This window comes from Bradyrhizobium sp. 31Argb (assembly GCF_043638955.1).
Lineage (GTDB): Bacteria > Pseudomonadota > Alphaproteobacteria > Rhizobiales > Xanthobacteraceae > Bradyrhizobium.
In genome coordinates this window covers 1-18,504 of the sequence record NZ_JBEGDB010000152.1, presented here as the reverse complement: position 1 = coordinate 18,504, position 18,504 = coordinate 1, and the positions used below count along the sequence as shown (strand labels likewise).

The 18,504-nt window shown below is 63.7% G+C and carries 16 protein-coding genes and 1 pseudogene; 4 read left to right on the top strand and 13 right to left on the bottom strand.

Annotated elements, in window-relative coordinates; genetic code table 11:
- Positions 1-115: 115 nt before the first annotated feature.
- On the bottom strand, positions 116-1,138 hold the full coding sequence (locus AAFX91_RS25655) for a methionine synthase (RefSeq protein ID WP_394568506.1): 1,023 nt from the start codon (positions 1,136-1,138) through the stop codon (positions 116-118).
- Between the two features lie 100 nt (positions 1,139-1,238).
- Here AAFX91_RS25655 and AAFX91_RS25650 point away from each other — a divergent pair, with 100 nt between their 5' ends.
- From AAFX91_RS25650 to AAFX91_RS25640, 3 genes are all read left to right on the top strand, one after another.
- Positions 1,239-1,940: a glutathione S-transferase N-terminal domain-containing protein gene (locus AAFX91_RS25650; protein ID WP_394568504.1), complete on the top strand. Its 702-nt coding sequence runs from the start codon at positions 1,239-1,241 to the stop codon at positions 1,938-1,940.
- Between the two features lie 153 nt (positions 1,941-2,093).
- Positions 2,094-2,705 (top strand): 2-hydroxychromene-2-carboxylate isomerase, encoded by a 612-nt coding sequence (locus AAFX91_RS25645; RefSeq protein WP_282527269.1) that lies wholly within the window; start codon positions 2,094-2,096, stop codon positions 2,703-2,705.
- Positions 2,705-3,679, top strand: a complete 975-nt coding sequence (locus tag AAFX91_RS25640) for an NADPH:quinone oxidoreductase family protein (RefSeq protein WP_394568502.1) — start codon at positions 2,705-2,707, stop codon at positions 3,677-3,679. Before AAFX91_RS25645 ends, AAFX91_RS25640 begins: the two co-directional genes overlap by 1 nt.
- A 120-nt stretch (positions 3,680-3,799) precedes the next feature.
- Here AAFX91_RS25640 and AAFX91_RS25635 read toward each other — a convergent pair whose 3' ends face one another.
- The 10 genes and pseudogenes from AAFX91_RS25635 to AAFX91_RS25590 all read right to left on the bottom strand — a co-directional run bounded on the left by AAFX91_RS25635 (position 3,800) and on the right by AAFX91_RS25590 (position 15,383).
- Entirely contained in the window at positions 3,800-4,315 is a 516-nt protein-coding gene (locus AAFX91_RS25635) for a hypothetical protein (RefSeq protein ID WP_394568500.1), read from the bottom strand.
- A 38-nt stretch (positions 4,316-4,353) separates the two neighbouring features.
- Positions 4,354-5,028, bottom strand: a complete 675-nt coding sequence (locus AAFX91_RS25630; RefSeq protein ID WP_130580768.1) for a triacylglycerol lipase — start codon at positions 5,026-5,028, stop codon at positions 4,354-4,356.
- Positions 5,025-5,915: a crotonase/enoyl-CoA hydratase family protein gene (locus AAFX91_RS25625; RefSeq protein ID WP_394568498.1), complete on the bottom strand. Its 891-nt coding sequence runs from the start codon at positions 5,913-5,915 to the stop codon at positions 5,025-5,027. The genes AAFX91_RS25630 and AAFX91_RS25625 overlap by 4 nt, the downstream gene beginning before the upstream one ends.
- A gap of 147 nt (positions 5,916-6,062) precedes the next feature.
- The gene (locus AAFX91_RS25620) at positions 6,063-7,484 is read right to left on the bottom strand and encodes an amidase (protein WP_130580770.1); all 1,422 of its coding nucleotides are present in this window, start codon (positions 7,482-7,484) and stop codon (positions 6,063-6,065) included.
- Positions 7,477-8,649, bottom strand: coding sequence for a M20 aminoacylase family protein (locus tag AAFX91_RS25615; RefSeq protein WP_130580771.1), 1,173 nt, complete (start codon positions 8,647-8,649; stop codon positions 7,477-7,479). Before AAFX91_RS25615 ends, AAFX91_RS25620 begins: the two co-directional genes overlap by 8 nt.
- Before the next feature lie 7 nt (positions 8,650-8,656).
- Positions 8,657-10,180, bottom strand: coding sequence for a M81 family metallopeptidase (locus AAFX91_RS25610; RefSeq protein ID WP_130580772.1), 1,524 nt, complete (start codon positions 10,178-10,180; stop codon positions 8,657-8,659).
- A gap of 214 nt (positions 10,181-10,394) precedes the next feature.
- A complete protein-coding gene (locus AAFX91_RS25605) occupies positions 10,395-12,035 on the bottom strand; it encodes an ABC transporter ATP-binding protein (RefSeq protein ID WP_394568495.1) in 1,641 nt (546 codons plus the stop codon).
- 142 nt (positions 12,036-12,177) lie between these two features.
- Complete coding sequence (locus AAFX91_RS25600) at positions 12,178-13,068, bottom strand: ABC transporter permease (protein WP_394568493.1); 891 nt, start codon at positions 13,066-13,068, stop codon at positions 12,178-12,180.
- Entirely contained in the window at positions 13,068-14,009 is a 942-nt protein-coding gene (locus AAFX91_RS25595; RefSeq protein WP_394568491.1) for an ABC transporter permease, read from the bottom strand. Before AAFX91_RS25595 ends, AAFX91_RS25600 begins: the two co-directional genes overlap by 1 nt.
- A gap of 244 nt (positions 14,010-14,253) precedes the next feature.
- Positions 14,254-15,383, bottom strand: a pseudogene (locus AAFX91_RS25590) (M20/M25/M40 family metallo-hydrolase).
- 268 nt (positions 15,384-15,651) lie between these two features.
- Here AAFX91_RS25590 and AAFX91_RS25585 point away from each other — a divergent pair.
- Positions 15,652-17,256: an ABC transporter substrate-binding protein gene (locus AAFX91_RS25585; protein ID WP_394568489.1), complete on the top strand. Its 1,605-nt coding sequence runs from the start codon at positions 15,652-15,654 to the stop codon at positions 17,254-17,256.
- Between the two features lie 77 nt (positions 17,257-17,333).
- On the opposite strand, the gene AAFX91_RS25580 is transcribed toward AAFX91_RS25585, so the two are convergent.
- Positions 17,334-17,489 (bottom strand): hypothetical protein, encoded by a 156-nt coding sequence (locus AAFX91_RS25580; RefSeq protein WP_165421270.1) that lies wholly within the window; start codon positions 17,487-17,489, stop codon positions 17,334-17,336.
- Positions 17,490-17,579: 90 nt separating this feature from the next.
- Entirely contained in the window at positions 17,580-17,750 is a 171-nt protein-coding gene (locus tag AAFX91_RS25575) for a hypothetical protein (protein ID WP_165421271.1), read from the bottom strand.
- Positions 17,751-18,504 lie beyond the last annotated feature (754 nt).

Sequence of the window (18,504 nt, the reverse complement as noted above, 5' to 3'; positions counted from 1 at the left end):
GGTCTTGTAAAGACGATTCACCATCCGCGAATCGTACCTCAACTTCCCGAAATCCGCGAAATTCTTGCCCAGCCTGTGCGCTTCACCCGGGCTACGGAGCTCAATGCGACCGGCGTCAGCCGAGCCGCTGCCGCGCCAGCTTAGCGCCTGCGCCGAGCGCCATCAGCTTGGCTTCCGCGATGTCGCGCCGCATCGGCGCCATGCCGCAATTAGTGGTGGCGACGATGTTGCTCTTCGGCACGAACTTCGCGACCGCCTCGATCACCTCAACCACGTCTTCCGCGGTCTCGACCACGTCGCTCCCGACATCGATCACGCCGGCCTGGACGATCTTGCCCGGCAGCAGCGCGAGCAGCTCGATCGGCACTTTGGAGTTGCGGCATTCGATCGCGACCTGCTGGATCGCGCTCTTGTCGATCACAGGAAAGGTCTCCTCATATTGCCGCCACTCGCTGCCCAGCGTCTGCTTCCAGTCGGTGTTGGCCTTGATGCCGTAGCCGTAGCAGATGTGCACAGCGGTCTCGCAGGTCAGCCCCTCTGCGGCGCGCTCCAGCGCCTTGATGCCCCAGTCGCGGACTTCGTCCATGTAGACGTTGAAGGCGGGCTCGTCGAACTGGATCATGTCGACGCCGTCGGCTTGCAGCGCCTTCGCCTCTTCATTCAGGAGCTCGGCAAAGGCGAAGGCCATCTTGACCCGGTCGCCGTAATATTTGTCGGCGATGGTGTCGATGATGGTCATCGGGCCAGGCAGGGTGAATTTGAGCTTGCGCGTCGTGTGGGTGCGGGCGACGCGGGCTTCATCGGCATGGACACGGCCCTTGAGCTGCAGCGGCGCGACCACCTGCGGCACCATGGCCTTATAGCGGTCCTTGCGGATGCCCATCTCAACCTTGTGGGCGAAATCGATACCCTCGACCTTTTCCAGGAAGCCGTGAACGAAATGCTGGCGCGCCTGCTCGCCCTCGGTGACGAGATCGATCCCGGCATCTTCCTGCAGCTTGAGCGCCAGCAGGGTGGCGTCGCGCTTGGCGCGCACAAGCTCGTCGCCTTGCGCCTTCCAGGGCGCCCACAGCGTGTTGGGTTCGGCCAGCCATTCCGGTTTCGGCAAGGAGCCTGCGATCGTGGTCGGAAACAGCATGTCTGGCCTCCCTCGGTTCGGATTGAGCGCCTGTCTGCCATGTCTTATGATCGAGGTACAGAACAACAAACGTCTTTATGACGGGACCTTTGGGGAAACCATGATCGACCTCCACTACGCGCCGACGCCGAACGGCTGGAAGATCTCGATCATGCTGGAGGAACTCGGGCTTCCCTATCAGGTCATCCCCGTCAATATCCGCGCCGGCGAGCAGTTTCGCCCGGAATTTCTGGCGATCAGCCCGAACAACCGGATTCCGGCGATCGTCGACCATGCGCCCGCCGACGGCGGTGAGCCGTTCTCGGTGTTCGAGACCGGCGCGATCCTGATCTACCTGGCGGAGAAGACCGGCCGCTTCCTGCCCACGGATATGCGCGGCCGCTCGGGGGTCATCCAGTGGGTGATGTGGCAGATGGGCGGGCTCGGGCCGATGCTCGGCCAGCACGGCCATTTCGCGCTCTACGCCGCCGAAAAGATCCCCTATGCGATCGAGCGCTACCGCGACGAGGCGGCGCGGCTCTATGGCGTGCTCGACCGTGAGCTCGGCAAGACCGGCGCCTACATCGCCGGCGACTATTCGATCGCCGACATCGCCTGCTTTCCCTGGACCATGACCCACAAGGCGCAGGGTTTTACGCTCGACGACTACCCGAACATCAAGCGCTGGTACGCCCTGGTGCGCGCCCGGCCGCAGGTGCAGGCGGGGCTCGCGATCGGCAAGTTCGTCAAGGAACCGTTCGACGAGGACGCGCGCAAGAACATGTTCGGCCAGCGCGCCAAGGAGATGTTGGGGAAGCAGTAACTACCCGTCGTTCCGGGGCGCGACGAAGTCGCGAGCCCGGAATCCATTTCGCCGTTGGTGTATGCGGATCAATGGATTCCGGGCCTGCGCCTTGCGGCGCATCCCGGAATGACGAAAATGGACACAAGCGATATCACAACAGGAAACGCCATCATGATCGAATTCTTCTTCGACTGCTCCAGCCCCTGGACCTATCTCGCCTTCCACAACATCCAGCCGCTGGCAAAGGAGTTCGGCACCGAGATTTCCTGGCGGCCGATCCTGGTCGGCGGCATCTTCAACACCGTCAATCCGAGCGTCTATGCCTCGCGTGAAACGCCGGTGCCGCTGAAGGCGCGCTACATGAAGAAGGACCTCTCCGACTGGGCACGCTCGGCTGGCCTTGCGATCAAGATGCCGCCGACTGTATTTCCCGTGAACAGCGTCAAGGCGATGCGCGGCTGCATCTGGCTCGGCAACGACAAGATGCTGCCATTCGCGCGCGCGGTGTTCGAGGCCTATTGGGGCGACGACAAGGACATTTCGCAGGATGCGGTGCTGACCGAGATCTGCAACAAGGTCGGCATCGATCCGGCAAAATTCTTCGCCGGCGTCAGTGAGCAGGCGATCAAGGACCAGCTCAAGGCCAACACTGACGAAGTGATGGCGCGCGGCGGCTTCGGCTCGCCGACCATCTTCATCGACAAGACCGATATGTATTTCGGCAACGACCGCTTGCCGCTGATCCGCGAGGCGTTGGAGCGCAAGAAGGAGCGGGCAGCCTGATGCCGAGAGCCGTCGTCTGCCGCGAGCTCGGCCCGCCCGAGCGCTTGCGGCTGGAAACATTTTCGTCCGCACCATTGAAGCCGGGCGAGGTGCGCGTCGCGATCCGCGCCGCGGGCATCAACTTTCCCGACGTGCTGATGGCGGCGGGCGAGTATCAGCTCAAGCCGCCATTGCCGTTCACGCCGGGCATGGAGGCCGCCGGCGACGTGGTCGAGGTGAATGACGCAGGTCACGTCAGGGTTGGCGACAAGGTCATCGTGAAGATGCGCCATGGCGCCTTCAGCGACGAGGCGGTGGCTGCGCCGTCGCAGCTCACGCGGATGCCGTCGACGTTCGATTATGCTGAAGGAGCGACCTTCCTCGCCGCGCATGGCACGGCCTATCACGCGCTGATCGACCGTGGCCAGCTCAGGCACGGCGAGGTGCTGCTGGTGCATGGCGCCGGCGGCGGCGTCGGCCTCGCCGCGGTCGAGATCGGCAAGCTGCTCGGCGCCGTCGTGATCGCGGCCGCATCCAGCGAAGAGAAGCTTGCGATCGCGAAGGCGAGGGGAGCGGACCATCTTGTGCTCTACGAGCGCGAGCCGTTCCGCGATGCAGTGAAACGCATCACGGATGGCAACGGCGCCGACGTCGTGTTCGATCCGGTCGGCGGCGAGGTGTTCGAGAACTCGATGCGCTGCATCAACTGGGGCGCGCGGCTGCTCGTCATCGGCTTCACCGGCGGCATCGGACTTGCCCGCACCAATCTGTTGATGATCAAGGGCGCCAGCGTGCTCGGCATCCGTGCCGGCGAAGCCGTGCGCCGCAATCCGGCGCTGGGCGAGGTGCGCATCAAGGCGCTGACCGAATGGGCGGAAGCCGGCAAGGTGCGCCCGAACATCTCGCACCGTCTGCCATTGGAGGATGTAGCGAAAGCGATGCGCCTGTTGCTGGAACGCAAGGCGATCGGCCGCGTGGCGTTGATGATGGGGTGATTCTTCTCTGTCATGCCCCGCGAAGGCGGGGCATCCAGTACGCCGCGATCTCTCGGTGAATCTCAACCGCCTCTGGAATACTGGATCACCCGCCTTCGCGGGTGATGACGGGTACTGGCCTCACTTGCCCGCCTGCGCGTAGCCGAGACACGCCCGCACGATCTGGCCGCAGACGGCGTCTCGCGCCTCGCCGATGTCGGTATTCCCCGCATATTGCACCTCCGCGACCTTGCCGCCGACGAAGCGGAGTTGCACACGGCAATATCCGGTCAGAGGTTGTCCGCCGATGTTCAGCCCGGGCGGGATCGTGAGGGCCGGCGGCGCGATTCCGCCGGGCGCGCTGGCGGCGTGCTCATACATCCAGATTTGGCCGGTGCCGTCCTTGGCGGTTCCAGTCGGCAGCCCCGCGCACATCCGGATATTTGATTGACTAAGTCCGATCAGGCTTTCCCTGCCGCGTCGCGCCCATTCGGCTTCCCGTTCGGCACAGCCGCCCAGGACGAGGGGTGCCAGGATAAGCATCCGCAGGCAAAGTCGCATCGGCACCGATTCAGTGACGAGGTTCGCACAGACGATATCGCGTTGCGGATTTGCAGTGCAGTGGAAGTGCTGCTCGCCTCCATGCGCGATCGGCATGGATCAAAAAGCGAGGTGGCACGTTATCGCTGCCCACTTTAGGAATTCGCTGTGAACTTTCCTTCCCGCAGGAACGTGATCGTCTGCGCGATCGCCTCGTCACTGCGCACCAGCCACGGATGCGACGTGCGTACGACAATATGATCGGTCATGCCGTCGAGCTTCGTGTTCGCGACCGACACACGTCCGTCATGCGGACGGGGCAGGAAGGCCGAGGCGACCGGGTAGATCGAGCGCTTCCCGGCGATGATGCCGACCGGATACTCGATCGGCGGCAACAGCGCCATGGTCGCGGCATCGCGCAGCGTGCCGAGCTGCTGTCCGGCGGGGCCGAAGAATGCGCGGTAGAGCACGACGTTCTTCAAGCGGTCCGCAATCTCGCTGCCGCCATTGGGCGTGCCCAGCATCACCACGCGACCGAGATTTGGCGGCCGATGTTTGGCGAGATAGACGCGCGTCAGCAGCCCACCCATGGAGTGGCAGACGACGTGCATCTGGCCACTGAGACGGCTAGCGAAAGTTTTGATATCGGGATGAATGTCTGCGGCCAATGCCTCGAGCGCCTTGCGGCGGCTGGCGTAATCGAGATTGAGCGTCGCATATCCGGAACGCGCGATCGCGCTTTCCATCTTGCGGAACGAACGGGCTGTCCGGCTGATGCCGTGCAGGAGGACGACGCCGTCCTGTGCCGGCGTCGTCGCAGGCGTGCTCACTTATATTCGCGCTCCTGCCACCACGGGAAATAGTCGGGCATGTCGGACGAGACCTTGTTCTTGAACTGCGCGGGGCGTTTCTCCAGGAACGAGACGACGCCTTCCTTGACGTCGTCCGAACGGCCGCGGGCGTAGATGCCGCGGCTGTCGACCTTGTGCGCTTCTATCGGATCGTCGGCGCCAAGCATGCGCCACATCATCTGGCGGATCAGTGCCACCGAGACCGGTGCGGTCTTGGCGGCGATCTCCTTTGCCAGCGCGCGGGCGGTCGGCAACAGCTCTTCCGGCGGCACCACCTTGCTGACGAGACGGCCCGCAAGCGCCTCCTGCGCCGGGAAGACGCGGCCGGTGTAGCACCACTCCAGCGCTTGTGAGATGCCGACGATGCGCGGCAGGAACCAGCTCGAGGCCGCCTCGGGCACGATGCCGCGCTGGGAGAACACGAAGCCGAAGCGCGCGGCCTCGCTCGCGATGCGGATATCCATCGCGAGCTGCATCGTGACGCCGATCCCGACCGCAGGCCCGTTCACCGCGGCGATCACCGGCTTGAGGTTCTTGAAGATGCGCAGCGTCACCTGGCCGCCGCCGTCGCGCACATTGGGATCGCTATAGTCGACCGCGCCGCTCGCCAGCCGCTTCACCGGTCCGCGCCGCGCGTCGCGATCGAAGGTGTTGGCGCCCGAGGAAAGGTCGGCGCCGGCGCAGAAGGCGCGGCCCTCGCCGGTGACGATGATGGCGCGGATGCCGTCGTCCTTGTCGGCGGCATCGAAGGCGTCGATCAGTTCCTGCTGCATCGTCGCATTGAAGGCGTTGAGCTTGTCCGGGCGGTTCAGCGTGATCGTGAGGATTTGCTCGGCGACCTCGTATTTGATCGTCTCATACGCCATGGTTGTTTCCTTCCTCTCTATATTGTTGGGTCGCGGCAAAAGCCATCGTCATGCCCGGGCTTGACCCGGGCATCCACGTTCTTGCTTCATCGCAAGCGTATAGACGTGGATGGCCGGGACAAGCCCGGCCATGATGGAGTGTGCGGATTATTTCGCCGGCGGCTGCGGCCAGGGCCGTTGCGGGCCGCGCAGGGCCTCGAAGGCCTTGCCCATGCCGAGCACGCCGATGTCGTCGAAGCGGCGGCCGATGATCTGCACGCCGATCGGAAAGCCATTCTTGTCGTAGCCGCCGTTGATCGACAGCGCCGGGTTCTCCGACATATTCCACGGCACGGTATAGCAGATGTGCTCGAACGGCTTGTCGGGATCGTTGAGCGGTGCGGCAAGTTCGGCCGCGAAGTTCACCACCGGCGAGACCGGCGAGATGATGTAGTCGAAATCGCAGAACAGTTTGGCTGCGGCAGCGCGGATCGCCATGGTCTGGTTGAAGCCGCGGATCACGTCCACGCCCGACAGTTTCGCGCCGGCCTCGCCCCATTTGTAGATATAGGGCAGCACCTTTGCGCGCTCTTCCGCTGATAGTTTCGACAGATCGTCCCACATCCGCGCGCGCCAGAAATTGTCGAGACCCTCGAGCATTTGCCGCGTGAAGAAGCCGTCGACCTCGGTGACGACGGCGCCGGCGGATTCGAAGGTTTTCGCCGCCTTCACCACGACGTCGCGCACTTCCTTCTCGAGCGCCTGGCCGACGTCGAGATCGAGCATCAGGCCGAGGCGCATCTTGCGCGGCGACTTCTCCAGCGTCTTCCAGTTGATCTCATGCGCCGGCAGGCTCATGCCGTCGCGGCGGTCCGGTCGCGACAGCACGCTCATCATCAGCACGGCGTCATCGACGATGCGGGTCATGGGCCCAGCGACGCGGCCGAGATAGGGCGGATCGATCGGGATGCGCCCGAGGCTCGGCTTCAGCGCAACCAGGCCGCACCAGCACGCCGGCAGCCGCACCGAGCCGCCGATGTCGGTGCCGAGATGCAGTGGGCCGTAGCCGGCTGCAGCGGCCGCACCTGCGCCCGCGCTCGAGCCGCCTGGATTCTTGCTGAGGTCCCAGGGATTGCGGGTGAGGGGATGGAACGAGGAGAGTCCCGAGGACAGCATGCCGTAATCCGGCATCGTGGTCTTGGCGAAGATCACCGCGCCCGCCTCGCGCAAGCGCGCGGCGGGCGGAGCGTCTTTCTCGGCCGGCACGTGCTTGACGCTGGCCGCGCCCAGCGGCACCGGCTGGCCCTTGGTGGCGACATTGTCCTTGATCGTGACAGGCACGCCGTCGAGCGTACCCATCGGCTCGCCAGCCTGCCAGCGGTCGGTCGAGGCCTTGGCCACTGCGCGCGCGCCCTCCGGGTCGTACAGATAGAGCGCCTTGATGTGCGGTTCCCACTGCGCGACATGCGCGATCACCTCGTCCAGCACCTCAAGCGGTGAGAACTGCTTGGCGCGGTAGCCCGCGATCAGGTCGATCGCGGAAAGATCGTGCAGCGAGGTGACGGCGTCTTCGGGGGCTGGTTTATGCATGGGCACCTACCGGCAAACGAGTCTCGATGATGCGTGCGAACATGCTGGCGCCAACAGGTAGAATCTTGTCGTCGAGGACATAGCCGGGATTGTGCACCGGCACCGAGCCGTCATGGCCGACCCAGAAATAGGCGCCGGGCACCGCCATCATCATGTCGGCAAAGTCCTCGCTGCCCATCTTCGGCTGCGAGCGGGTGATGACCTTCGATGGATCGACCACGGTGCGCGCGACCTGCTCGACCACCCGCGACTGTTCTTCCTGGTTGACGAGCACGCTGAAACCGTCGCGGATGTCGACGGTGATCTCGACCTGGAATGTCGCGGCAATGCCGGCGCAGATCGTGCGCATGCGTTCGCGGATCAGTGCGCGCACCTCGTCGGAGAAGGCGCGCACGGTGCCGCACAGCTTCGCGTCGCCGGGAATGACGTTGTAGGCCGAGCCCGAGTGGATTTGCGTGATCGACAGTACCGCCGCCTGCAGCGGATCGACGTTGCGGCTGACGATGGTCTGCAGCGCCTGGCCGAGTGTCATCGCGATCACGACGGCATCCTTGGAGCGCTCCGGCATCGCGCCATGCGCGCCGTAGCCCTGGATGGTGATGTCGAAGAAATCCGCGCCGGCCATTGCCGGCCCCGGCAGGACCGCGATCTCGCCGTGGTCCAGATCGGGCGCGTTGTGCAGGCCATAGATCTCGTCGCAGGGGAACTTTTCGAACAGCCCGTCCTTGATCATGGCGCGGGCGCCGCCAAGGCCTTCCTCGGCCGGCTGGAAGATGAAATGCACGGTGCCGTCGAAGTTGCGGGTTTCGGCGAGATAGCGCGCACTGCCGAGCAGCATGGTGGTGTGGCCGTCATGGCCGCAGCCATGGAAGCGGCCGGGAATGGTCGAGCGCCATTTCAGGTTGGTGTTTTCCTCCATCGGCAGCGCGTCCATGTCGGCACGCAGGCCGATGCGCTTGTCGCCGTTGCCCTTGCCCTTGAGCACGCCGACCACACCGGTGCCGCCGAGGCCCCGATGCACCTCGATGCCCCAGCTCGCGAGCTTCTCGGCGACGATGCCGGAGGTGCGGACCTCCTCGAAGCCGATCTCGGGATGGGCATGGAAATCCCGACGGATCGCCGTGAGTTCGTCGGCAAAGCCTTCGATGCGTTCGATGGTGGGCATTTGGTCCTTATCCGGTTGAACGTGATGTGTTGACAGGCGCGAAGGCGGGGCCGTTCGGCTTGATGCGGATCCCTGCCCGCAATTTGGTCCACGGCAGCGACGCGGTGTCGGCCGGCATCGCGCCGGGGGCAGCGCAGATCAAGAGCTTCTCGGCGATCGGCTCGAAATCGGCGCGGAAATGCACTGAGCTCTTGTTGACGAGGATCGCCTGTTCGGTCGGCTCGATGCCGACATAGCGGTACATCGACTGGTCCGCGAGCTGCGCCTTGTGCGAGCTGACGACCACCCTGACATCGCCGATGCGCAGGCACGCCGATGGTCCCATATCCATGTCGCGGCCGCCGTAATAGGGGCCGGGCGCCACGAACTTTCCATCCGAGAGCTGCTCGACGACAAAGGTTTCCTTGTAGGGCGCGTCGTCCGGAATGCCCGACTTGCCGCCGAGCGCGAGCGTTACCGTGGCGCCGACGCCCGCGGCATGCGCGGCCTTTGCCGACTGGGGATCGTAGATCACGCCGGTTGCGGCGCGGGTGGCATTGTTGCGCACCAGCGCCCGCAGCATGCCCGTGGTGTCGGAGTCGCCGCCGGCGCCGGGATTGTCCTGGGTGTCGGCGATGATGACCGGCCTGGTCGCGGCCTTCGCCAACGCCATCGCATGGCGCACGCCGTCGTCGGGCGAATAGATGCGGCCGTCGAAATCGTCCTCATGACCGGCGATCAATGCGACAAGCTTGTCGGTGGCGGCATCGGCGTCGGCCTGTGTCGTGCCATAAGCGAACACGCTCGGCCCGCAATGTTCAAAATCGGCCGCGGGAAAGCCCGGCGCAAAGGACAGGGTCGGTACCGCATCGCTCTCCATCGCAGCGAGCTTCTCGTAGATGCCCCTGGTCGGCTGGTCGTTGGTGCATTGCCAACTGATCGGGATCAGGAACGGCAATTGCCGGAATGCCTTGGCGAAACGCTGCCTGGTCTTCAGCAGCAGTGCGAGATGTCTTGCGGACGCGCGGCCGGTGTCGGCCATGTCGACGTGAGGGTAGGTGCGGTAGGCGATCAGCGCATCGGCATGCTCGACCATTTCAGGCGTGACATTGGCGTGCAGATCGAGGCTCGCGATCAGCGGCAGGTCGTTGCCGATCACCTTGCGCACGCGCGCCAGGATCTCGCCTTCACCGTCGTCCAGGTGCTCGGTCACCATCGCGCCGTGCAGGTCGAGATAGACGGCGTCGAGCGGACCTGCATTGGCGATGCCGTCGACCATCTCCTTGACGATGCGCTCGAACGCATCTTCGGTCACATGCGCCGACGGGCTTGCGCCGCACGAGATCGTCGGAATCAATTCCCAGCCATTGGCTTCGGCCGCCTCGACGAAGCCGGCAAGCCCGACATTGATCTTGCGCATCACCTTCAGCACGTCGGCGCCATGCGCCATCGATGGCCAGCCGCCGCCATGCACGAAATCATCATAGGTCGCCTTGGTCGGCGCAAAGGTATTGGTCTCGTGCAGGAAGCCGCCGACGGCGATGCGGGTCATTGATCAAGGTCTCTGGGTTCGTGAAGGGCGACGTTAAGCGTGTCGCTGCGGCCAGCGCAAGCGGCGAAGCATTCCGGATTTGCATGCCGCATGGGCGTTGGGAATTGGCTCATGCGCCCAGGCCGTCATTGCGAGGAGCGCAGCGACGAAGCAATCCATGTCCCCGCAAGTGGCGGCATGGATTGCTTCGCTTCGCTCGCAATGACGGGCGGGACTATTCCGCGGCCTCGGCCACGGGCCGAAAATTGGCAAAATCCCAGCCGCGGCCGGGTGCGGCATCAAGTAGCGCCTTGGTATAGGCCTCTTTCGGGTGAGTAAGCACTTCCGCCGCCGGCCCCTGTTCGACGACGCGGCCATGCTGCATCACAACGACGTCGTCGCAGATTTGCGCCGCAACGCGCAAATCATGGGTGATGAACAGCAGCGCAATGCCGAGCCGCTTCTGGATTTCATCCAGGAGATCCAGCACCTGCGCCTGTACGGAGACGTCGAGCGCGGACACCGCCTCATCCGCCACCAGCACCTCAGGGTCGAGCGCGAGCGCGCGCGCAATCGCAATGCGCTGGCGCTGACCGCCGGAGAACTGGTGCGGATAGCGCGAGATCGCGTCCGCCGGCAGGTGCACCAGTTCGAGCAGTTCGCGCGCTTTGTTGAGTGCCTCCTTGTGCGGCATGCCGTAGTTGATCGGGCCTTCCGCGATCGACTCGCCGACGGTGACGCGCGGGTTGAGCGAGCGATAGGGATCCTGGAAGATGATCTGGATCTTCTTGCGGTGCGGCTGCAGCAGCCGCCGCGACAGTTCGGAGATTTCGCGGCCGACCAGCCGCACGCCACCGGAAGTCGGGTCGATCAGGCGCACGATGCAACGCGCCACCGTCGATTTGCCCGAGCCGCTTTCGCCGACGATGCCGAGCGTGCGGCCCTTGCGCAGCGTCAGCGTGACATCCCTGGCGGCCGCGACCTCGCGGATTTTGCCGAGGAGGGAGCGCTCGCGATAGACCTTGCAGAGCTCGTTGGCCTCCAGCACCACCGGCTCCCTGGTCTCCTCGCGCGGTGACCGCGGCACCAGGCTCGGCACCGAGGCGAGCAGGTTGCGGGTATATTCCATCGACGGATTGCGCAGGATGCCGTCCAGCGGCCCGCTCTCGACCAGCCGGCCGTGACGCATTACCGCGACGCGGTCGGCGATTTCCGCGACCACGCCCATGTCGTGGGTGATGAACAGCACCGCGGTGCCATGGTCGCGCTGCAGGTCGCGGATCAGCGTGAGGATCTGCTTCTGCGTGGTGACGTCGAGCGCAGTGGTCGGCTCGTCCGCGATCAGAAGCTTTGGCTCCAGCACCAGCGCCATCGCGATCATGATGCGCTGGCGCTGTCCGCCGGAGAGCCGGTGCGGATAGGAAGCGAAGATGCGCTCCACATCCGGCAGCCGCACCTGCTCCATCATCGCCAGGATCTTCTGCCGCCGCGTGCGGGCGTCGAGATCGGTGTGCACGCGCAGCACTTCGTCGATCTGGCGGCCGACCGGCACCACCGGATTGAGCGCCGTCATCGGCTCCTGGAAGATCATCGCCATCCTTGTGGCGCGCAATTGCCGCAAGCGCCGGTCGCTCGCGCTGAGCAATTCCTCGCCCACCAGCTTGACGCTGCCGCCGGTCGGGATCAGCGAGCCCTTCTGCAACAGGCCCATCACCGTGAGCGACGTCACCGATTTGCCGGAGCCGCTTTCGCCGACCAGGCACAGCGTCTCGCGCTCGCGGACCTGCAGCGAGATGCCATCGATGATGCGGCTCGCGCCCGGCTTCTTGCCGAGGGCGACGACGAGATTGTCGATGTCGAGGACGGTGTTGGTCATGCACTCACTCTCTCGTCATTCCGGGGCGACCGCGAAGCGGGTGAGCCCGGAATCCATTTCTCCGCTTGCGCTCGTGGCCTGATGGATTCCGGGCTCGTGCTTCGCGCGCCCCGGAATGACGGCTTCAAATGCTTTGAAGCCGTCACTTCCCGCTCCCCCGCTGTTTCATGCGCGGATCGAGCGCATCGCGCGAGGCGTCGCCGATCAGGTTGACGGAGAGGATCGCGATCGACAGCAACAGGCCCGGCCAGAAGATCAGGGACGGCTTGATCTGAAAATACGCGCGGCCCTCGGCCATGATGTTGCCCCAGGTCGGCGTCTCCGGCGAGATGCCGGCGCCAAGGAACGACAGGATCGCTTCGGTGAGCACGGCGGACGCGCAGACATAGGTGCCCTGCACGATCAGGGGCGCGATCGTGTTCGGCATCAGGTGCCGCCACATGATCTTCGGCAGGCTGGAGCCGAGCGAGATCGCGGCTTCCACATAGGGCTCCTCGCGCGCGGTGAGCACCACGGAGCGCACCAGTCGCGCCACCCGCGGCACCTCGGGAATGGTGATCGCCACCAGCACGGTCCAGATGCTTGCGCCCGACAGCGAGACCACGGCAATCGCGAGCAGGATGCTCGGGATCGCCATCAGGCCGTCCATGATCCGCATCATCACCGCGTCGACCCATTTGAAGAAGCCGGCGACGAGACCGATCACGAGCCCGATGCTGATCGAGAACACGGCGGCGCCGAGGCCGATCAGAAGCGAGATCCGGCCGCCATAGATGATCCGTGACAACAGGTCGCGGCCAAAGGCGTCGGTGCCGAGCGGGAATTCGGCGCTGGGCGGCTTCAGCCGCAGCGCCGGCGCGAGCTGCACCGGGTCATGCGGCGCAAGCCACGGCGCGAAGATCGCGATCAGGATGATCAGCGACAGGCAGATCGTCGCCACCGTCATGATCGGCGTCGAGGTCAGGAATCCGAAGCGTGGCCGCAGCGGCGTCGTGATCGGGAGCGACGGCTCGGGGAGGGTATCGATCGCCATCAGTAGCGGATCCTTGGATCAAGCAGGGTATAGGCGAGGTCGATCAGCAGGTTGACGGCGACATAGATGCCTGACGTCAACAGGATCATGGCCTGGATCACCGGATAGTCGCGCGCCAGCACCGCATCGACGGTGAGGCGGCCGATGCCGGGCAGATTGAACACACTCTCGGTGACGACGACGCCGGAGATCAGGAGCGCAAAGCCGCTGCCGATCACGGTGATGACAGGCACTGCCGCGTTGCGTAGCCCATGCCGCAGCAGCACGCCCATCTCGCCGATGCCCTTGGCGCGCGCGGTGCGGATGTAATCCTCACCCATCACATCAAGCATTGAGGCGCGCGTCATGCGTGCGATCAGCGCGACATAGATGAAGGACAAAGCACAGGTCGGCAGGATGATGCGCTGGAAGAACGGACCGAAACCTGCGGCAATGCTCTTGAAGCCCTGCACCGGCACCCAGCGCAGGTCGATCGCGAAGATCTGGATCAGCACGTAGCCGATCACGAACACCGGCACGGAGAAGCCGAGCACGGACAGTCCCATCACGAAGCGATCGATCCAGGTGCCGTGCCGCCAGGCCGCGATCACGCCGAGCGGCACCGCCACCACGATCGAAAGCACGATGGTGGAGAGCGCGATCGAGATCGAGGGCTCGATGCGCTGGCTGATCATCTTCAGCACCGGCACGTTCGAGATCAGGGATACGCCGAGATCGCCGTGCAGGAGTTTTCCGATCCAGGTCGCGAACTGGACATAGATCGGCTCGTTCAATCCGAGCGAGGTGCGGATGCGCTCGAGCTGCTCGGGCGTTGCGTTGTCGCCGGCGAGGATCGCCGCAGGATCGCCCGGCGTCAGCCGCAGCAAGAGGAACACGAACAGCGCCACCACGCCCATCACGGGAACAGCGGCAAGGATTCGGCGAAGCAGATATCCCAGCAATGTCAATCCGTCAGATTAGGGTCATTTGGAGTGACGTCGGCCGTTAACCTGAGTTCCGTCACCAGCGTAGCATTTCAGCAATTCCCGTGCCATCGGGCGCCGATGCGTCTTCAAACCCCCGTCATTCCGGGATGCCCCCGGAATGACCCGTCACAGCTTGGAGGTAGCGTAGCCCGGATGGAGCGCAGCGCAATCCGGGTCTTTGCTTCCCCGGGTTACGCTTTCGCTTCACCCGGGCTACGTGTCACTGCAAGGTCGCCAATAACCCTGCCATCAGCCGGCCGCGCTCGGCAAGGCTGTCGACCTCGATATGTTCATTGAGCGTGTGTGCATCGGCACCGCGCACGCCGAGGCCGTCGAGCGTCGGCACGCCCATCGCTCCGGTGAAATTGCCGTCGGAGCCGCCGCCTTGCTGCCATGGGGCAGCCTCAAGCCCATCCCTTCCGCAAGCGCGCGGGCCTTTTCGTAAAGCGCCATGGTGCCGGCATCCGGCTCCCAGACCGGGCGGGTGACGCCGCGCGTCACCGTGAAGGTGACATCATTCGATGTGCCCGACAGCGCCAACATCCGCTCGACGCCGCGGTCGAGATCGGCCTGGCGCTTGGCCATGCTGAGCGCTTCGCCGGTGCAGGTGGTGGCGACACAATTGACCCATTGGCCGCCATGGACGATGCCGACCGAGAAGGTGCAATCCTCCGTGGTCATGCCGTCGATCGCGAGGATCTGCCGTGCGAACTCGCGGATCGCGGAACGGCCCGAGGAAAGTGTGGCGCCAGCGTGGCTCGGCCGTCCCGTTGCCTCCAGGTTGAAGCGCGCGATCGCATAGCGGCCGGTGACGACGCCATTGTCGGCGGTGCCCGGCTCCGGCACCAACACATATTTATTGCGCGCGGCTTCCGCCTCGATGATGTCGCGCGTCGACGGCGTGCCGACTTCCTCGTCCGGCGTGAACAGCACGGTGATCGGCAAGGGCGTCGTGAACGAGGCGCGGATCAATTGCCGGATTGCTTCCAAAGTTAGATAATTGCCGTCCTTCATGTCGAAGATGCCGGGCCCGAAGCATTTATTGCCTTCGCGCCGCCACTTCAGCTTCTCGATGGTGCCGACCGGGTGCACCGTGTCGAGATGACCCGCGATCAGGATGCCGGGTTCGCCGAACTTCGGATGGGGAAAGCGCGCGCGCACGCAGCCTGCAAAGCCTTGGCGGCCGGCGATGCGCTCGATCGTCGCACCCATGATCGCCATCTCGCGCGCCGCAAGGTCGAGCATGCGCTCGACGGCCGCCGCGTCCCAGGTCGGACTCTCGCACTCCACCCAGCTACGCAGGCCCTGCAGCATCACTTCGGAATCAAAGGGAAGATTAGCTGGATTCATGAGGTCTCTCTCTTCGTTGCTGCAGGTGCGTAATGCAGTCAGATCGCGATTATCGAAATCGGCCTTTCGAAGTTGTAGCGTCAAACGCAGCGAGCCGCATCATTCGTTTGTGTACATCCGATCTCGACCAAAACCGGATTGACGCAATACACGCTTGGTGCAAGTCTTGAATCTGCAGGTCTTGCAGCATGTTAGTCCGCACAAATAACGGACCGATTGCACAACGAATAAGCCGGCATTGATCAGTTTCACGTCAGGAGAGACATGAATGTTCCAAACGTCCAGTTGGAAGCGCAGAGCGCTGACGTCAGCGTTATCTATCGTTGCGCTCTCGGTGGCGCTGAGCGCGCAGGCGCTCGCGGCCGGCAAGACCATCACCGCGGTGATGCATTCGGATTTGCGCGTGATCGATCCGATCATGACCACGGCCTACATCACCCGCGATCACGGCTACATGGTCTATGACACGCTGCTCGCGACCGACTCCAATTTCAAGATCCAGCCGCAGATGGCGGACTGGAAGGTCTCCGACGACAAGCTCACTTACACTTTCACGCTGCGCGACGGATTGAAGTGGCATGACGGCACGCCGGTGACGGCGGAAGATTGCGTCGCCTCGCTGCAGCGCTGGGGCAAGGTCGACGGCATGGGCCAGAAGCTGATGGACTTCACCGCCAGCCTCACCGCGACCGACGCCAAGACCATCACGCTGAAGCTGAAGGAGCCCTACGGCCTGGTGCTGGATGCGATCGGCAAGCCGTCGTCACGCGTGCCGTTCATGATGCCGAAGCGTCTCGCCGAGACACCGCCGGACAAGGCGATCCCCGAGCAGATCGGTTCCGGCCCATTCAGGTTCGTGCAGGCCGAATTCCAGCCGGGCGTGAAGGCGGTCTATGAGAAGTTCAAGGACTATGTGCCGCGCAAGGAGGCGCCGAGCTGGACCTCCGGCGGCAAGGTGGTGAAGGTCGATCGCGTCGAATGGATCACCATGCCTGACGCGCAGACCGCGGTGAACGCGCTGCAGTCCGGCGACATCGACTTTATGGAGAACCTGCCCTTCGACATGCTTCCCGTGCTGGAGCCCAACAAGGATCTCAAGATCGAGGTCTTGAACAAGTTTGGCTTTCAGACGCTGGGACGCATGAACTTCCTTTATCCGCCATTCGATAATGTGAAAGTCCGTCGCGCCGCGTTCCTGGCGATGAACCAGAAAGACGTGCTTGATGCGTTGGTCGGCAATGCAAAGTACCAGAAGGTCTGCGGCGCCTTCTTTGGTTGCGGAACCCCACTTGAGACCGAAGTCGGTGCTGAGACCCTGGTGAAGGGCAACGGCATGGCCGAAGCCAAGAAGGCGCTCGCCGAGTCCGGCTATGACGGTACGCCCGTCGTGGTTATGGCGCCCGGCGACGTGACCACGCTGAAGGCTCAACCGATCGTCGCTGCGCAATTGCTGCGCGATGCCGGCTTCAAGGTCGATCTGCAGGCCACCGATTGGCAGACGGTGGTGACCCGCCGCGCCAGCCAGAAGCCGCCGAAGGAGGGCGGTTGGAACATGTTCTTCACCAACTGGGTCGCGGCCGACGTTGCCAATCCCATCGTCAACGCTTCCATTACCGGCCGCGGCAAGAACGGCGGTTGGTTCGGCTGGGCCGAGGATGCCAAGATCGAAGAGCTGCGCGACAAGTTTGCCCGTTCCGCCTCGCTGGACGAGCAGAAGAAGATCGCCGCCGAGATCCAGAAGGAGGCCTATGACCAGGTGATGTACGTTCCGCTCGGCCAGTATCTTGTCCCGGCTGGCTGGCGCAAATCGCTCACCGGCGTGCTCGACGGCCCGGCGACGCCGATCTTCTGGAACATCGACAAGAGCGAGTAGGGCGCTTCATCGAACGGAAAGCAAAATGGCCGGGCTCAGACCCGGCCATTTTCATTTCAAGCGTAGCTCGTGTTCACTCAGCAGTGACTCTCGCGCACGCGCTCCAGCCCTTCATTCAAGAGCGGCGGAGCGGGTTCCGGCAGCGAAGCCGGCGTGCGCGTCTCTTGCTTCTGCTCGCGCGGTTCCGGATGCTGTTCCGCCGCCTGTTGTTCCCCTGGATAGTCTTTCGCCATGTCATCGCACTCCCAATGCTGCATCACAACATTTTCGGCGAGAGAATGTTCCGGGCCGCTGCGCGCGGCGATGGTCTCTAATCTCCAAATTTATGGGAACACAGTCATCGTCGCGAAATCGCCGAGTGCCGTACCTGGCGACATCGAGGCGGCGTACAACGCGACGAGAAACAGCCTGGATAAGAACAGAGCACCAATGATGATCGCTACGCGGCCGATCCAGGCTGTCTTCGCGAGCCGATCCTGCTCCGAACTTGCCATCGTCACATCTCCAATCCATACGCGTTGAGATTTGACAGCCGCAAGATTGCGGTCGGCGCGCAAAGACTAGTTTTCGATGGCAAGCGTCGATGTGAACCCAGCCACATCTGACGGGAACGTGATGAGGGAGCGTGCGCGAGCGTGTTGTCGTCGTGTAGCAACTCGAACGTTCTCGTGCTCCCGCAAGCAATCAAAGCGTGCTGAGCTTGCGCTTTGCGTCGAGTCGTTTCGGACTATCTTGTGAGAGTGGCGCGCAGTGACGCGATCCGATTCATCATGGTCTCTCGCTCAAGAACCTTGGGCTAGGCGAGTGACTAATCATTCTCTACAGACCGCGTTCGCGTGCGTCTTGGAGAGCCTTGTTACGCATCTCGGTGAGCACAGTCTCAAGCTTGTTGACGTCAGGGCGACTGAACTCGTTGTACTCAGAGAAGAGAAGGTCAGCGAGCTTGCGTCGTGCCTTATCGTCAGAGAGCTTGGCGATTTCGCGGACTAGGCCCGCGGCACGGGACGAGTAGACGTCTCGGCCATGTGTGACAATGTCCGTGTACGGGTGATCTCCTGGCTTTCCATTTGGCATACACCTCCTCCCGATACTTCTCGGCGGCGTCCTTCTGCAGCTCAGATCTACACTTCTTGTGTCGATGCGTCACGCCACCAAGTTTATAAGTGCACGGCCTAGGCCGTGTGGACTCTTGGGATTCTCAAATCAGATTGAACGTGATTCAAGGCTTTCTTTTAGGAGGAAGCCTTG

What these genes read in the sequence shown, in the direction of transcription:
- AAFX91_RS25600 (WP_394568493.1), bottom strand. Translation starts at nt 13,068, where the DNA reads ATGGCGATCGATACCCTCCCCGAGCCGTCGCTCCCGATCACGACGCCG.
- AAFX91_RS25635 (WP_394568500.1), bottom strand. Translation starts at nt 4,315, where the DNA reads ATGCCGATCGCGCATGGAGGCGAGCAGCACTTCCACTGCACTGCAAAT.
- AAFX91_RS25585 (WP_394568489.1), top strand. Translation starts at nt 15,652, where the DNA reads ATGTTCCAAACGTCCAGTTGGAAGCGCAGAGCGCTGACGTCAGCGTTA.
- AAFX91_RS25655 (WP_394568506.1), bottom strand. Translation starts at nt 1,138, where the DNA reads ATGCTGTTTCCGACCACGATCGCAGGCTCCTTGCCGAAACCGGAATGG.
- AAFX91_RS25605 (WP_394568495.1), bottom strand. Translation starts at nt 12,035, where the DNA reads ATGACCAACACCGTCCTCGACATCGACAATCTCGTCGTCGCCCTCGGC.
- AAFX91_RS25610 (WP_130580772.1), bottom strand. Translation starts at nt 10,180, where the DNA reads ATGACCCGCATCGCCGTCGGCGGCTTCCTGCACGAGACCAATACCTTT.
- AAFX91_RS25645 (WP_282527269.1), top strand. Translation starts at nt 2,094, where the DNA reads ATGATCGAATTCTTCTTCGACTGCTCCAGCCCCTGGACCTATCTCGCC.
- AAFX91_RS25575 (WP_165421271.1), bottom strand. Translation starts at nt 17,750, where the DNA reads ATGGCAAGTTCGGAGCAGGATCGGCTCGCGAAGACAGCCTGGATCGGC.
- AAFX91_RS25650 (WP_394568504.1), top strand. Translation starts at nt 1,239, where the DNA reads ATGATCGACCTCCACTACGCGCCGACGCCGAACGGCTGGAAGATCTCG.
- AAFX91_RS25620 (WP_130580770.1), bottom strand. Translation starts at nt 7,484, where the DNA reads ATGCATAAACCAGCCCCCGAAGACGCCGTCACCTCGCTGCACGATCTT.
- AAFX91_RS25640 (WP_394568502.1), top strand. Translation starts at nt 2,705, where the DNA reads ATGCCGAGAGCCGTCGTCTGCCGCGAGCTCGGCCCGCCCGAGCGCTTG.
- AAFX91_RS25615 (WP_130580771.1), bottom strand. Translation starts at nt 8,649, where the DNA reads ATGCCCACCATCGAACGCATCGAAGGCTTTGCCGACGAACTCACGGCG.
- AAFX91_RS25625 (WP_394568498.1), bottom strand. Translation starts at nt 5,915, where the DNA reads ATGGCGTATGAGACGATCAAATACGAGGTCGCCGAGCAAATCCTCACG.
- AAFX91_RS25580 (WP_165421270.1), bottom strand. Translation starts at nt 17,489, where the DNA reads ATGGCGAAAGACTATCCAGGGGAACAACAGGCGGCGGAACAGCATCCG.